9 protein-coding genes and 1 pseudogene are annotated in these 15292 nt (G+C 74.5%); 7 read left to right on the top strand and 3 right to left on the bottom strand.

Annotated features, from left to right (window positions below):
• Nucleotides 1-76 precede the first annotated feature (76 nt).
• Complete coding sequence (locus IE265_RS19370; RefSeq protein ID WP_190036876.1) at nucleotides 77-1234, top strand: ROK family transcriptional regulator; 1158 nt, start codon at nucleotides 77-79, stop codon at nucleotides 1232-1234.
• A 75-nt stretch (nucleotides 1235-1309) separates the two neighbouring features.
• Here the strand turns inward: IE265_RS19370 and IE265_RS19365 are convergent, their stop codons facing one another.
• Together IE265_RS19365 and IE265_RS19360 are read right to left on the bottom strand one after the other, a co-directional pair.
• The gene (locus IE265_RS19365; protein ID WP_190036987.1) at nucleotides 1310-2071 is read right to left on the bottom strand and encodes a GntR family transcriptional regulator; all 762 of its coding nucleotides are present in this window, start codon (nucleotides 2069-2071) and stop codon (nucleotides 1310-1312) included.
• 624 nt (nucleotides 2072-2695) lie between these two features.
• Nucleotides 2696-3583 carry an RNA polymerase sigma-70 factor gene (locus IE265_RS19360; protein WP_190036875.1) on the bottom strand — a complete coding sequence of 296 codons (888 nt, stop codon included), beginning with the start codon at nucleotides 3581-3583 and terminating at the stop codon, nucleotides 2696-2698.
• Nucleotides 3584-3759: 176 nt separating this feature from the next.
• Between IE265_RS19360 and IE265_RS19355 the strand changes: the two genes are divergently transcribed.
• Nucleotides 3760-4590, top strand: a complete 831-nt coding sequence (locus IE265_RS19355) for an alpha/beta fold hydrolase (RefSeq protein ID WP_190036874.1) — start codon at nucleotides 3760-3762, stop codon at nucleotides 4588-4590.
• Between the two features lie 93 nt (nucleotides 4591-4683).
• On the opposite strand, the pseudogene IE265_RS19350 reads toward IE265_RS19355, so the two are convergent.
• Nucleotides 4684-5448, bottom strand: a pseudogene (locus IE265_RS19350) (DMT family transporter); the annotation flags it as partial.
• A gap of 68 nt (nucleotides 5449-5516) precedes the next feature.
• Between IE265_RS19350 and pdxR the strand changes: the two are divergent.
• The 5 genes from pdxR (at nucleotide 5517) to IE265_RS19325 (ending at nucleotide 15129) form a co-directional block, all read left to right on the top strand.
• Nucleotides 5517-6992, top strand: coding sequence for a MocR-like pyridoxine biosynthesis transcription factor PdxR (gene pdxR, locus IE265_RS19345; RefSeq protein WP_190036873.1), 1476 nt, complete (start codon nucleotides 5517-5519; stop codon nucleotides 6990-6992).
• Between the two features lie 416 nt (nucleotides 6993-7408).
• Nucleotides 7409-8989 carry an alkaline phosphatase D family protein gene (locus tag IE265_RS19340; RefSeq protein ID WP_190036872.1) on the top strand — a complete coding sequence of 527 codons (1581 nt, stop codon included), beginning with the start codon at nucleotides 7409-7411 and terminating at the stop codon, nucleotides 8987-8989.
• Nucleotides 8990-9387: 398 nt separating this feature from the next.
• Nucleotides 9388-10779 carry an SWIM zinc finger family protein gene (locus tag IE265_RS19335; protein ID WP_190036871.1) on the top strand — a complete coding sequence of 464 codons (1392 nt, stop codon included), beginning with the start codon at nucleotides 9388-9390 and terminating at the stop codon, nucleotides 10777-10779.
• Nucleotides 10776-13484 carry a DUF7824 domain-containing protein gene (locus IE265_RS19330; RefSeq protein ID WP_229916292.1) on the top strand — a complete coding sequence of 903 codons (2709 nt, stop codon included), beginning with the start codon at nucleotides 10776-10778 and terminating at the stop codon, nucleotides 13482-13484. The genes IE265_RS19335 and IE265_RS19330 overlap by 4 nt, the downstream gene beginning before the upstream one ends.
• Before the next feature lie 190 nt (nucleotides 13485-13674).
• The gene (locus IE265_RS19325) at nucleotides 13675-15129 is read left to right on the top strand and encodes a GNAT family N-acetyltransferase (RefSeq protein WP_190036870.1); all 1455 of its coding nucleotides are present in this window, start codon (nucleotides 13675-13677) and stop codon (nucleotides 15127-15129) included.
• Nucleotides 15130-15292 lie beyond the last annotated feature (163 nt).

Below are 15292 nucleotides of genomic sequence, written 5' to 3'. Positions count from 1 at the left end.
CCCCGCACTCGCCGGGGCCCGCCGCGCCGAGTACGATCCGGCCAACCGACACGCGCACGAGCTGGGAGGACGGACGTTGGGGCAGTTGACCGGCGGGGATCCCTCCCTGCTGCGGAGGATCAACTCCGCGGTGGTGCTGCACGCGCTGCGGGCCACGGACTTCGCGACACTCACCGAGATCACCCGGGTGACCGGACTGTCCCGGCCGACCGTCGAGGGCGTGGTCGAAGGGCTCATCGAGGGCGGGCTCGTCGTCGAGACGGCCGCCGAGGAGGGCGCCGCACGCCGTCAGGGGCGTCCCGCGCGCCGGTTCCGGTTCCGCGCGGAGGCGGGCCACCTGCTGGGCCTGGAGATCGGACCGCACCGGGTGGCCGTGCTGCTCGCGGATCTCGACGGCCGGGTGCTCGGCACGCTCGCCAAGGACGTCTGCGAGACGGCCTCGGCCGACGAGCGGCTGGACCGGCTGCGCACGGCCGTCGCCGAACTGCTGCGCCGGGGCGGCGTCTCGCGCGGTTCGCTGCGTGCCGTGGGTGTGGGCACGCCCGGGATCGTCGAGGCGGACGGCACGGTTCGGCTCGGCACCGCGCTGCCCGAGTGGACGGGCCTGCCGCTGGGCGAACGGCTGCGGCGCTCCTTCAAGTGCCCGGTGCTCGTGGAGAACGACGCCAACGCGGCGGCGGTCGCGGAGCACTGGAAGGGCGCGGCGACCGAGACCGACGACATGGTGTTCGTGATGGCCGGGCTGAGCCCGGGGGCCGGCTCCCTGATCGGCGGACGCCTGCACCGGGGCTACGGAGGCGCGGCCGGCGAGATCGGCGCGCTGCACCTGCTCGGTCGCGGCGCGACGCCCGAGACCCTGCTGTCCACCACCGACGAACCGCTGCACCCGCTCGACGAGCAGGCGGTGGCGAAGGTCTTCACCCACGCGCGCGCGGGCGACGAACGGGCCCTGGCCGCCGTCGACCGCTTCATCCAGCGGCTCGTGCACGACGTGGCCGCGCTGGTCCTGGCCCTGGACCCCGAACTCGTCGTGATCGGCGGCTGGGCCGCCGGCATCGACGGCGTACTGGAGCCGCTGCGCAGGGAGTTGGCGCGCTACTGCCTGCGGCCGCCCCGGGTGGCCCTGTCGCTGCTGGGCGAGGCGGCGGTGGCGACGGGCGCGCTGCGGCTGGCCTTGGACCATGTGGAGGAGCAGCTCTTCGCCGTGGAGGGCACGGTCACGGCACGCCGCTGACGGCTGCACGCCAGAACGCGCCGCGTCCCCGGGGGTCCGGGGCACGGCGCGTTCGGGGCGTTCGGTGCGGGCCGTTCAGGAGGCCCGGCGTTCCTGGTCGTGGTGGATCTCCACGCCGCCGGAGTCCCCGAAGGTCAGCCGGCAGGTGTCGGCCCGGTAGGTGGCCACGGAGACGGCCGCCGTGCGGCCCTCGGCGAAGAACCGGGTCGTGACGACGAGCACGGGAGCGCCCGGGAGCCGGTCGAGTTCCTTGGCGTCGTCCGCGCGGGCCGATCCCAGTTCCACGGCGCCGTCCTGGCCCTCCAGGTCGAGGCGCTGGAGTTCACGGACCACGGCACGCGCGCGTGCGGCTCCCGAGGGCGCGTCGATGCCCGACAGGTCCGGTACGGACGAGGCGGGGATGTAGAGCAGTTCGGCGGCGACCGGCTGGCCGTGGGTCACGCGGGAGCGGCGCACGATGTGGACCGGCTCGTCGGCCCCGGTCTCCAGCGCCTGGGCCACAGCGGTCGGCGGGACCGCCGTGGCGCAGTCGACGGGCTGCCAGGCGTCCCCGGCCGTACCGGGCCAGGTGTGCTGCTCCGCGCCGACGGCCACGCCCATGCGCGGGGGCGCGACGGTCGTGCCGACGCCGCGGCGCCGCTGGAGCCGGCCTTCGAGTTCGAGCTGTTCCAGGGCCTGGCGGAGCGTGGCCCGCGCGACGCCGAACCGGGCCGCGAGATCGCGCTCGTTCGGCAGGATCTCGCCCACCGAGAACTCGGAGTCGAGTGCTTCGCTGAGCACGGTCCTGAGATGCCAGTACTTGGGCTCCGGCACCGAATCCAACTGCGTGGTCCCCACCCTGTCCTCCGCAATCGCCGTGACCCGGCGGCTTTTAACGCCCTTGTTTATTAAAGGTTCCTGCACTAACCCTGCGACCATAGGGCCGCCCTCACCCTTGGTCAAGACCAATCCTCGATCCGTTGCGGCGCCCGCGGGCGCGCCGCCGCAGAGCGTTCACGCGACGTTCGCGGCGGGCCGCGCACGCGACATGACGGCGAAACCCCCGCCTACGGGCGGGGGCTCGAATTCCGCTTACGGTCCGCTCCGGACGCCTGCGGGCACGGCATCGGTCCGGACCGATGCCGGCGGGATGCCGTCGTCGGGGTCACCCCCGTACGCCGGACGGGGAGCACGGGCCGCCGGCCCGCCCCTCGCACCCCGGACCGGGGCGCGGGCGTCGTGGGGCGCGGGCGTCATGGGGCGCGGGCGTCATGGGGCGTGGGCGTCATGGGCGCGTCATGGGGCGCAAGGCCGCCAAGGCGCGCCGTACAACCGCCGGGACGGGCCGCCCGGCGGCCCGGCGGCCCGGCGTTCGGGCGCAGTGGCCGTACGGGCGCGGGGAGGGAGCCGGAAGGGAGCCGGCGGCGGCCCGGAAGTGGCGCTGGGCCGCCAGGACTTCGGGGCCGCGCCACCCGGGCGGGCCTATCGGTCGGCCGCGAGGGAGACCAGCTTGTCGGGGTTGCGGACGATGTAGACGCACTGGACGCGGCCCTCGGCCACGTCCAACTGGAAGACGCTGTCGGGCCTGCCGCCGGAGAGCACCAGCAGGGCGGGCCCGCCGTTGATCTCCATGAAGCGCAACGACATGTCCGAGAGGCCCTTCCCGGCGACCGCGAGGAGGAACCGCGCGACCTTGTCGGCCGATTCGACGGCCCGCAGCGGCGCCTGCGCGCGGCCCCCGCTGTCGCCCACCAGGCGGGCGTCCGGGGCCAGCAGGGACATCAGCCCCTCCAGGTCGCCCTCGACGGCCGCGGCGATGAACCGCTCGGTGAGGTCGCGCTGTTGGGCCGGGTCGACCTCGTACCGCGGCCGCTTCTCGGCGACGTGGCGGCGGGCCCGCGCGGCGAGCTGGCGCACCCCGGACTCGGTCCGGTCCAGGGTGGCGGCGATGTCCGCGTACGGATGCCCGAATGCCTCCCTGAGCACGAACACCGCGCGTTCCAGGGGCGACAGGGACTCCAGGACGACGAGCACGGCCATCGAGACGGAGTCGGCGAGCACCACGCGCTCCGCGACGTCCGGGACCGTGCCGGCCAGGTCGGTGGCGCAGGGCTCGGGCAGCCACGGGCCCACGTACGCCTCGTTGCGGGAGCGGATGCGGTCCAGCCGGTCGATGGCGAGTCTCGTCGTGACGCGCACCAGATAGGCGCGCGGGGAGCGGATGTCGGAACGGTCCGCCCCGGACCACCGCAGCCACGCCTCCTGGACCACGTCCTCCGCGTCGGCCACCCGGCCGAGCATGCGGTAGGCGACGCCCATCAGTACGGGCCGGTGCTCGACGAAGACCTCGGTCACGGTTTCGGTAGACACGACACCATCCCAACCCGGCGGGAGGGTCCGTGTCCAGGAGGTATCGGGCCCGGGACGCACGCGGTCAGGACGGGCCGCGCGGCCCTCCGAGGTTGGCCCGGCCAGGGGCTACCGGCGAGTAGTAATTGCTGACAAGCTGTCTATGAGTCAGCCGCAACCAGACGAGGAGCAGTTCCATGGCCGCGACGGTCTCCCTCAGCGTCACCTCCCCGCACGGCCCGCGCACCGTCGACGTCGCGTACACGCGCGTGGGCAGCGGCGAACCGCTTCTGCTGCTGCACGGGATAGGCCATCACCGGCAGGCGTGGGACCCGGTCGTCGGCCTGCTGGCGGCGGAACGCGAGGTGATCGCGGTGGACCTGCCCGGTTTCGGCGAGTCGCCCGCGCTCCCCGACGGCCTCGCCCACGACCTGCCGACGATCACCGCCGCCCTGGGCGCGCTGTGCACGGCCCTGGACGTCGAACGGCCGCACGTGGCGGGCAACTCCCTCGGCGGACTGCTCGCCCTCGAACTGGGCCGCGAGAAGCTCGTACGGTCCGTCACCGCACTGTCGCCGGCCGGCTTCTGGACGCCTGCCGAGCGCCGGTACGCCTTCGGGATGCTGCTGGCGATGCGGCGGGCTGCTCGGATGATGCCGGTGCCGGTGGTCGAGCGGCTGTCCCGGTCGGCGGCCGGACGTGCCGTTCTGACCAGCAGCATCTACGCGCGCCCGGCCCGCCGTTCACCCGAGGCGGTCGTCGCCGAGACCCTCGCGCTCGCCAACGCCCAGGGGTTCGTCTCGACCCTCAGGGCCGGCGGCTCGGTGCGGTTCACGGACGACGTCCAGGGGCTGCCCGTCACCATCGCCTGGGGCGCCCGCGACCGGTTGCTGCTGCGTCGGCAGGGCGTCCGGGCCAAGTACGTCATCCCCCGGGCTCGGCTGGTGCGGCTGCCGGGTTGCGGGCACGTCCCGATGAACGACGATCCGGCGCTGGTCGCACGGGTGATCCTCGACGGCAGCCGCTGAGCGTCCCGCGCGCCGCGCCGACGCCCTCGATCCGAGGGCCACTCCGCCACCCACCAGGACACTGCCCGCGACCTGCGCCGCGCCGTACGACCCCGTTCCCACGAGCGGGGCCGTGCAGGCCGCGGCGACCGGGATGAGGCCGGAGAAGAGTGTCGCGCGCTCCGCGCCGATGCGCTGCACGCCCATGTACCAGCAGACGAAGCCGATCACCGTGACGACCGCCGCCTGCCACAGCAGCGCGGCGGCCTCGGTGGGGTCGGGCGTCCGCAGCCAGGACCGGCCGTCGAGCAGCAGGCCCGCCACCGCCGACTCGGCCGCGGCGAGCCCGCAGACCGTCGCGGACAGCAGTCGCGGACCGAGCGGTCGCAGCACGGGCACGGCGAGCACCGCGAAGCCGACCTCGCCGGCCGCCGCGCACAGGGAGAAGGCGATTCCGGTGCCGTCCGTACGGCCCCATCCCTGGACCACGAACGCCCCGGCGGCCACGAGCAGCGCGCCGTTGAGCACGGCCCGCCGCGGCCGGCGGCCCTCCAGCAGCGGGACGAGCACGGCGACGACCACCGGCGCGCAGCCGACGAAGACTCCGGGCACGGCCGGTTCGGCGGAGTGTTCGGCGGCGATCACCGCGAGGTTGAAGCCGACCATGCCGACGGCGGCGAGCAGCGAGAGGCGCACCCACTGACCCCGCCCCAGCGTGCGCAGCGGGGCGGCGCCACCGCGGCCGACCAGGGGCAGCAGCAGGACGCAGGCCAGGGCGTAGCGCAGGAACTGGCCGCCCGCGTACGGGTAGTGGCCCAGCACGCTGTTCGCCGTGAAGGAGCCTCCGACGAGGACGCAGGCGAGGGCGGACAGCAGCATGCCGCGCGTGGTGGTGTTCATGGACGTGACGCTATGGACCACGGCGGTCCGGTTTAAGGTCCACTTCCATGACGTCATCGGGGACCAATCCGGGTGTGCCGGGACAGGCGTCGCGGGCCGCCGCCTGGGAGCTGCTCCTGCCGGCCGTCGCGGCGCCCGCACGCGCGCGTGGCCGTTCCCTCCGGGCGGCCCTGCGCGACGCGGTCCGCTCGGGGCTGCTCGCGCCCGGCACCCGGCTGCCGCCCAGCCGTGAACTCGCCGCCGATCTGGGGGTGTCCCGCGGACTGGTCACGGAGGCGTACGAACAGCTCACGGCGGAGGGCTATCTGCGCAGCGGGCGGGGTGCCGGGACCTGGGTGGGCGAGGCCGTACGGGCCGCCCGCCCCCCGGTGCGCGACCTCGCGCCCCGCTCCCCCGGTGCCCGCGCCGACTTCGTGCCCGGTACGCCGGACCTGGCGCTGTTCCCGCGGGCCGCGTGGTCGGCGGCGCAGCGCGGGGTGCTCGCCGAGCTGCCGCACCACATGCTCGGCTACCCGGACCCGAGGGGCCTGCCCCGGCTGCGTACGGCCCTCGCGGAGCTGCTGGCCAGGCGGCGCGGCGTGGTCGCGGACCCGGAGCGGATCGTGGTGGTCTCCGGGGTGGCCCAGGCGACCACGCTGCTCGGATTCGTGCTCCACGCGCGCGGGGTGCGTGCCGTGGGGGTGGAGGACCCGGGGAGCCCCGAGCACGGAGCCCTGTACACGGCCGCGGGCCTGGACGCGGTCCCGCTCCCGCTGGACGACGAGGGGCTGGCCGTCGGACGGCTCAGGGCTTCGGGTGTGCGGGCCGTGGTGACGACTCCGGCCCACCAGTTCCCCACCGGCATCGCCTACTCCGCGCGGCGCCGCACCGAACTCCTGGACTGGGCCCGTTCCGTGGACGGACTCGTGGTCGAGGACGACTACGACGGGGACTTCCGCTACGACCGGGCACCGGTGGGCGCCCTCCAGGGGCTCGATCCGGAACACGTCGCGTACACGGGGTCCGTCAGCAAGTCCCTGGCCCCCGGACTGCGGCTGGGCTGGCTGCTGGCGCCCGCCTCGCTCACGGAGGAGGTCGTCGAGCGCAAGCGCACGATGGACCTCGGCAATCCCGTGGTCGACCAGGCGCTGCTGGCACGGTTCGTGGAACGCGGCGACTACGACCGCCAACTGCGCCGCTGCCAGCGGGCGTACCGGGAGCGGCGCGACACGCTGGTCGCGGCCCTGACCGAGCACTTCCCCGGCAGCGAGGTCACGGGTGTCGCCGCCGGACTGCACGCGATCGCCGAACTGCCCGGCCACCACGGTCCGCCGCACCGCTTCCTGGAGCGGGCGGCCGCGGCGGGCGTCGCGCTGCGCGTGCTCACGGACTACACGAGGAGTCCGCCGCCCGACGACGCGGTGCGCCTGGTGCTGGGCTACGCGCACGTCCCGCCCGCCCGCATCCGGGAGGGCGTACGGGTGTTGGCGGAGGCGACGCGGCTGGATCGAGACGGTCGGGACGGCGTCCGGGGGCGGTCGTGACGGGGTAGGCGGGCGGGTGGAGAGCGGCCCGTAGGCGGTCGGAAAGCGCTGACTGCGGAGGCGGTCGACACGCCGTCCGGAGGCGGTCGACACGCCGTCCGGGGTCGGCCGGCACGTCGTCCGGGGTCGGCCGGCACGTCGTCCGGGGTCGGCTGGCACGGGCGCCGTCGGCGCCTCGTCGGGGAGCGCTCCGGCCCCCGCCCGGGCACGTTCGGCCCGGGGCCGCTCGGTCCCGGGGCCGCTCGGTCCCAGGGCGACCGGCAGGGGCCGGCCGGCCGGTGCGCCGCAAGGCCGGTGCCGCGCGCCGGTTCCCTTGCCGCCGCGGTCAGTTGTTCACTTGTGGTTTGCGTGTGCGCTGCGGCGCACCAGTAGTTGTGGCCGTGCACATTGGTCCGACCCGTCCCAGGAGGCGATCCATGTCACACCGTCCCCCGAGCCCGTTCCCGGACCGCCGCGGCGTGCTGCGCGGCTCGCTCGCCGCGTCGGCGGCGCTCGCACTGCCCTCCGCCGCCGGCGTGGCGCCGGCACTCGCCCTGACCGGCCGACCACGGGCTCCGTGGGGCGTCCAGGCCGGGGACGTCACCACGCACTCGGGCCTCGTGTGGGTACGTTCCGACCGGCCGGCCCGCATGGTGGTGGAGACGTCCGCGACGGAGTCGTTCCGCAACGCCCGCAGATGGCGCGGTCCGCTGCTGGGCCCCGGCACCGACTTCACCGGCACGGTTCCGGTCCGCGGCCTGCCGTCGGGCGAGCAGATCCACTACCGGGTGACGTTGGCCGACCCGGACGACCCCCGTCGCTCCGGCGAGCCCGTGTCCGGCACCTTCCGGACCGCTCCCGGCAAGCGGCGCCAGGGCGTCCGCTTCCTCTGGTCGGCCGACATCGTGGGACAGGGCTGGGGCATCAACCCGGACCTCGGCGGGCTCTTCGCCTACGAGGAGATGCGCCGCCTGGACCCGGACTTCTTCCTCTGCAGCGGCGACACCATCTACGCGGACGGGCCGCTCTCCCCGACCGTGACACTGCCCGACGGGCGTGTCTGGCGGAACGTGACCACCGAGGAGAAGTCCAAGGTCGCCGAGACCCTCGCCGAGTTCCGCGGCGCCTTCCGGTACCCGCTGCTCGACGAGAACGTACGCCGCTTCAACGCCCAGGTCCCGACGATCACCCAGTGGGACGACCACGAGGTCGTCAACAACTGGTACCCGGGCGAGATCCTGACCGACGCCCGCTACACGGAGAAGAACGTCGACACGCTCGCCGCCCGCGCGCTCAAGGCGTTCAGCGAGTACGTCCCGGTCTCCACCCTGCCCTCCACCGGCGACGGGGGCAGGGTGCACCGCGTCGTGCGCCACGGTCCGCTGCTGGACGTCTTCGTACTCGACATGCGCACGTTCCGGGACGCCAACTCGCCCGGCCGGCAGCCCGACGCCACCGACGGAATCCTGGGCCCGGAGCAGTTGGCCTGGCTGAAACGCGAACTGGCGCGCTCGCGCGCGGTGTGGAAGGTGATCGCCTCCGACATGCCGCTCGGGCTGGTCGTGCGGGACGGCGCGACGGACATCGAGGCCGTCGCGCAGGGGGACCCCGGCGCGCCGCTGGGCCGCGAGCTACAGATCGCGGAGCTGCTGCGCTTCGTCAAGCACCGCCGGATCACCGGCACGGTGTGGCTCACGGCGGACGTGCACTACACCTCGGCGCAGCACTACGACCCGTCGCGGGCGGCGTTCAAGGACTTCGCGCCCTTCTGGGAGTTCGTCTCCGGACCGCTCGCCGCGGGCGGCTTCCCGGCGAACGCGCTCGACGGCACCTTCGGCCCGGACCGCGTCTTCCTCAAGGCGCCGACCAGGTCGAACGTCTCCCCGATGGAGTCGCCGCAGTACTTCGGCGAGGTGGACATCGACGGTGACAGCGGCGAGTTGACGGTCCGTCTGCGGGCGACGGGCGGTGCGGTGCTGTTCACGAAGGTGCTGCAGCCGGGGCGCGTGGGGCAGTAGTCCCGTACCCTCGGAGCTCGGATTTCGTGCCGAGCAGTCCCCCGCGCCCGGAGTCCCCGCCGCGTACCGGTGTCATCCTCCGGTACGCGGCGCATCGGCCTCCACCGGACCGCCGGTGTGCCGCTCCCGGGTTGCACCGCTGCCGCGTCTTCGACGCCCTGTTCTCGACCCCCCATGCCCCGTGTGCGGTCGCGCACCCGCCACCGAGCGGCGCCCGGCACTGAGCGGCACGGTGCTGACGAGCCGTCAGAGCCGTGCAGGCCGATCCTGTCGACCGGCCGTCAGTCGAGCACGGCCACACCGCCCGGACCGCGCCCCCGGGCTGCGCATCCACGCGGCCGGAATCCTCGTTTTCGCAGGTCGGAGCGATTGTCAGTGGTCGCGCCTACGGTTTTTCCATGACGCGATCCTTGCAGGCCGTGGCCTACACCCGATCCTCCGCGCTGGAGTCCTCAGCAGGCGTACGGCGCCTGGGGCTGGAGACCTCGCGCGGCGCGACGCCCCGCGGTGTCGAGGACCACCCGCGCTTCTTCACGGGCTTCCTGACCTCGCCCCAGGTGGCCTCGGCGGGGCTCCTCGCGGTCGCCGACGTGGCGGTCGCCCGGTACCACCAGCAGCAGTTGCGGGCGTCCCTGGACCCCGTGGTGACGGGCAACGGCGACCGGCTGCGCTTCGAGTCCTTCTCCGGCTGTGGCGGGGTGTACGCCCGCCTCGACGTCCTGGAGTCCGGGCTGGACGGCGGCGAGGTGGGCCACGGCACGACGAACGTCGACGTCAACAACCCCTTGCGGGAAGCGCTGTCGAGGATCGGCTCGGACGATCCGCTGCACCTTCGGGTCGGCCCCGACGAGATGGCCGTGACAACGCTGGACGGGCCGGTCGTGGAGAAGAGGGTGCCGCTGCCCGACCGGTGGCTGCGCGGCTTCGCCGAGGCCCAGGTGATATCGGCCGGTTTCGACCTGCGGGCCGAACTGACCGCGGTCGAGGCCGTGCGCTTCCTGCGCTCGCTGCCGCGTTCCGGCGGGCGCGGCGCCCAGTGGGTGGTCCCTGCGGGCGGCGGTCTGCGTCCCACGACCCGGCCGGTGCCCGGAGCCGTGTGCCTGCCCGGCCCGGAGCGGCTGATCGCGCTCCAGCGGGTGCTGCGCCGCGCGACCGCCCTGCGGGTGTACGGGCCCCGGGTCGAGGGAGCCGCCGCGACGGCGTCCGCCTGGGAGGTCGCGCTGCCCGGCATGCGGCTCACGCTCACCCTCTCGCCCGAGGCCTCACGCGGGTTCTCCGGTGAGGGCGGCGTCCTCGACGCACTGTCCTCGGACGCGGCGGCCGAGGACGCGGAGCTGGTCTCCGTGCTCCTGGCCTGGGAACCCCGGATCGACGTGGAGGACCTCTCCGCCGCGTCGGGGCTGCCCGCCGACCGGGTGCGCGCCGCGCTGGTCCGCCTCGGCACCTCGGGCCGCGTGGGCTACGACACGGCTGAGGCCGCCTACTTCCACCGCGAACTGCCGTACGACGCCGACCGCGTGGAGAGGCACAACCCGCGTCTGCGGGCCGCCCGGGCCCTGCTCGCGGCGGACTCCGTGGCGCTGGACGGGGCGCTCGGCACGGTGACCGCGGAGGACGGGCACGTCCACCGGGTGCGGGACGACGCGGGGAGGCTGAGCTGCAGCTGCCTGTGGTGGGCCAGGTACCGGGGAGGGCGGGGACCGTGCAAGCACGCGCTGGCGGTGCGGATGGCCAAGCGGGAAGCGGTCGCGGGACGGACGAAGGTACTGGTCGACGGGGGTGCGCGATGAGCGGGACGACGATGACGAGTGAGGCGGCGGTGTCCGCACCGCCGTTGGGCGACGCGCTGCTCAAGGCAGTGCGGGCGGGCCGGACGGCCGAGGTCGTGGGACTCCTCGACGGTATGACGGACGCCGAACGGCGCGCCTGCCTGCCCGCGTTGAAGGAGCTCCGCAAGGAGCTGCGGCCGGCCCGCTGGGACTCCGCGTCCCGCAGGGCGCACCCGACGCTCCACGCGGCCGGGGCGGCGTGCCACACCGGCGCGGCGGGCACGGCGGACTGGCTCACCGGCGCCGACATGCGCTGGGCCCAGGCGTCCCCGGCGGTGCTGCTCCATGTGCTGGGCGACCGGGAGCGGGCCTGGCTCGGCGATGTGGCGCACCGGCTGGCGGAGCGCCCGGACAGCGCCCAGGTGCCCTACGAGCTGATGTCCGGCCTGGTCCGGCTGTCGGGCTGCCCCTTGCCGACGACGGAGACGTACGTCTTCGGCTGGGTCCAGTGGATCTGCGGCACACGCCGCCGCGGTGACACCGTCGCCCAGCGGCTGCGCCAGGACCCGCACACGGCGGAGCTGGTCACCGCCTCCTTCGGGACCACCGGGATCGGCGGCCGACTGGACTGGATGTTCGGCAGCGGCGCTCAGGACTGGGTCGACGCGCTCACGCAGCTCACCCGCGAGGGCACCCTCGACCGGCAGGAGCTGCTCGACTCCTGTGCGGCGGCACTGCTGCGCGGCGGCCCCCCGGCCGACTGCCGGGTGTTCCTGCGATTGCTGAAGGGCCTCGAACCGACCAGGGCCGAGGAACTGGAGCACGTCGCGACCTGGATGGCGCTCGCCTCCGACGCCGTGTCCACGGTGGCCTCCCACGCCCAGTCGGTGCTCGGGTCCCTCGCACTGGACGGCGGCCTGACAGCCCGGCAGCTCGCCGAGATGTCGGACGCTGTGCTGTTCCGCGCGGAGCGGAGACTGGTCCGGTCCCAACTCGTCCTCCTCGGGAAGGCTCTGCGCCGCGACCGGTCCAGCGCGGCCGAGCTGTTGCCCGCCGTGGCCCGGGCCTTCGGCCACGAGGACACGGACGTGCAGGAGCGCGCGCTGAAGCTGGTCGAGCGGCACATCGGCTCGGTGACCGCGGAGGTGCGGGCCGAGGTGGCCGCCTCGGCGGACCTGCTGAGCGCGGGGCTGCGCGCGCGGGCCGAGGGACCGCTCGGGCTGGAGGAGGCAGGGACGGCCCCGGAGCCCTACCGGGAGATGCTGCCGCCTGCTCCCGAGCCGCAACGCCTGGCCACCGCCCCCGAGTCGGCGGCCGAAGTTGCCGAGGAGGTCGCGGCCCTGCTGGCGTCCGGCGGTGACGTGGCCGCGTTCGAACGCACCCTGGACGGCCTGGTGCGGCACTCGTACCGGGACAGGGCGGCGCTCGTCGAGGCCCTGCGGCCCGCGGTCGCCCGGCGCTGGTGGTTCGACATCGACAGCCGGTACACGGCGGTGGACGGCTACTTCGGCGCCGCGCCCCACGGACTGGAGGTCGTACTCGCCGCACTGTTCGGGCAGGTGCGCGTGGAGGCGCTGCGCAAGGCCGTCCAGCACCCGCCGACGACGGAGTCCTGTGCACACAGCGGGCCGGCCCGGGCCTTCAACGCCCGGCTCTGGGAAGCGGCCCACCGGGCGGTGACGGAACCGCAGCCGCTCCTGCTGGCCACGCCCACCTGGGCGTCGGGCGTACTGGAACCGGACGAACTGGTTTCCCGGCTCGACGAGTACCGGCGGCTGGGCGCGCGGCCCGGCGAGGCGGATCTGGCTCAGGCGCTCCTGCGGGTCCGGCGCGACGACCGGGCTGCCGCGGACGCCGCCGCCGCACGGGCCGCGGCCCTCGGCACACCGGAGGGGGACCGGCTGGCCCGCTGGCTGGCGACCGCAAGTCCCTCCCTTCCCTCGGTGAGACGGCATGTCTCGGGGAACCGGGTACTGCTCGAACCCGCCGGAGCCGACGAGTCGGCCGGCACGGGATGGTTCCCGGATGAGCTGCCGCCGGAGTTCCGGCTGCTCGGCCTGCCCGTCGACGTCTCCACACAGCGCAGGTACTGCAGCCACTACTGGGAGCAGTCCGACCAGCAGTACTGGCTGGCCGTGCTGCCCGGGCAGCGCGAGTTGGTGGCGGGGAGGCTGCTGAACGACCTCTCCGCGCTCGCGACGGACGACATACGGGGCGACGCCGCCCTGCTGCCGAGAATGGCCGAGGCGGAGGGCGAGGCGGGCGGGGCCGTGCACCTGGGGCTTGCCTACGGCCTGGGTGCCCGCCATCCCGAGGACCGCCTCGGCGCGGTCGACGCACTGTTGGTCCTGGCCGCCCGGGGGCAGTTGGACGCCTTCCGGCTCGGCGCGGACCTCGGGGAACTGGTCCGATGCGGCGCGGTCAAGCCCCTGCGGCTCGCCGAGTCCGTGCGGACCGCGGCGGCGACCGGCGCGTACGCCACGGTCTGGGCCGTGGTCAGGACCGCGCTGCCCCCGCTGTTCGAGCGCCTCGACGCGGACGGCGCCACCGCGCCGCCCCACGGGCTGGGGGAACTGGTGGCCGTGGCCGCCGACTGCGCCGAACGGACGGGGGTACGCGGCGAGTTGCCCCATCTGTCGCGGGCGGTGGACCGGCGGGGCACGTCCCGACTCGTGACTCAGGCCCGTCGCCTGCGGACCACTCTGGACCGGGACGAGGCGGCCTAGGGGAGTCGACGGGGCGTAGGGATTCGGTGCGGCGGGCCTGCCGACCAGGTCAGCGCGGCCGACGTTCACTTCACGCCAAGGTTTACTACAAAACACAACAAACGGGGCAGATATACACTTAACCGATCAGTCACAAAGCGTTCGTGATCACGCAACACGAATCCTTCACAGTGACTGTATGACTCCAGACATGTCTGATGTGACGCGTGCGAAAAACGGCCGGCCGGTCCGCCACCGGCGCCGGGACCTCCTCCAACTGGCCGCGCTCTTCACCGCGGTGGCGGTCGCCGACAGTGTGGCCGACCTGATCGGGCACGGGCCCGACGGCGCCGCCCGGCTCATGATCCCGGCGACCGTGCTGGCCGCCACGGCGGGCTTCCACACCTGGTGGGCACGCCGCCACGGCCACGGCCACGCCCCGCCGACGAGTGATACCGGCCCCCGGCCGACCGCGACCGCGCGGCAGGCCGGGGCGTCCGAGGAGCGGCAGGACGCACCGGAGTCCGTCACCGACGCGACGGTGCTGTGGCGGATGCGGACCACCGTCCGGGACGAGCCGGGATCACTGGCGGCGCTGTGCGCGGCGCTGGCCGGGCAGCGGGTCGACATCCTGAGCCTCCAGACACACCCGCTGGCGGAGGGCACGGTGGACGAGTTCCTGCTGCGCGCTCCCGCCCGGGTCGCCGCCTCCGACGTCACCGTCGCGGTGTCCGGGGCGGGCGGCACCGGCACCTGGATCGAGCGGGCCGACACGCACGACCTGGTGGACGCGCCCACCCGCGTACTGGGCCTTGCGACGCGCACTGCCCTGGACGCGGCCGAACTTCCGCTGGCGCTGCGGCAGTTGCTGGGCCGGTGCACCATCCGGTCGCTGCCCGCCGGTTCGGGCCGCGACGGCCGTGCGGACGAGGGCGCGCCCGTGGAGGGGGTGCTCGACGGCACGGTGATGCGGCTGCGGGCGCCCGAGGGCGGAGTGATCACGGTGGAGCGGCCGTATCTGCCGTTCACACCCACCGAGTTCGCCAGGGCGCGGGCGCTGGTCGAGCTGGACGCCCGGCTCGGTCCGCGTGTTCCGCACAGCCAGGACGTACTGACGCTGTCCCAGGGCAACGACATCACCGTGCGCCGCGCCGACATCGGTGACGTCGCCGCCGCGAAGGCGATGCACGAGCGGTGCTCGTCGCGCACGTTGAACATGCGCTACCACGGGCCCGTGCTGGACGCCGACAAGTACCTCAACCACCTGCTCAGCCCCCGCTTCGGCCGCACGCTCGCCGTGCAGACGGCCTCGGGACGCCTCGTCGGCCTCGGACACCTCCTGTGGGACGGCGACGAGACCGAGATCGCGCTGCTCGTGGAGGACTCCTGGCAGCGGCGCGGCATCGGCGCCGAACTGCTCGGCCGGCTGGTGGCGATGGCCGTCGAGGCGGGCTGCGACAGCGTGTACGCCGTGACGCAGGCCTCCAACACCGGCATGGTGGCCGCGATGCGCGGCCTCGACCTCCCCCTCGACTACCAGATCGAGGAGGGCACCCTGGTCATCACGGCCCGCCTGGCCGCGACCCCCGTGGACTCGCGGCTCCCGTACGACGAGGCCGAGGCGCACGGTCCCGAGCACCAGCACCAGCACTCCCTGCGGGACTGAGAAAGCGGGGCGGGCCGCCCTTCCGGTCATGGTGATGGGCCCGGCGCGATCGCCGGGCCCATCACCATGGGATCGGGTCCGGGACACGGGTTCGGGGCCAGCGGCTGGGGGCCGGGTCCGGGGACACAGGTTCGGGGCCGCGGGTTCGGGGCCGCGGCGGGGG

This window comes from Streptomyces fructofermentans, assembly GCF_014651055.1.
GTDB lineage: Bacteria > Actinomycetota > Actinomycetes > Streptomycetales > Streptomycetaceae > Streptomyces > Streptomyces fructofermentans.
This window is presented reverse-complemented; position numbering and strand designations above follow the sequence as displayed.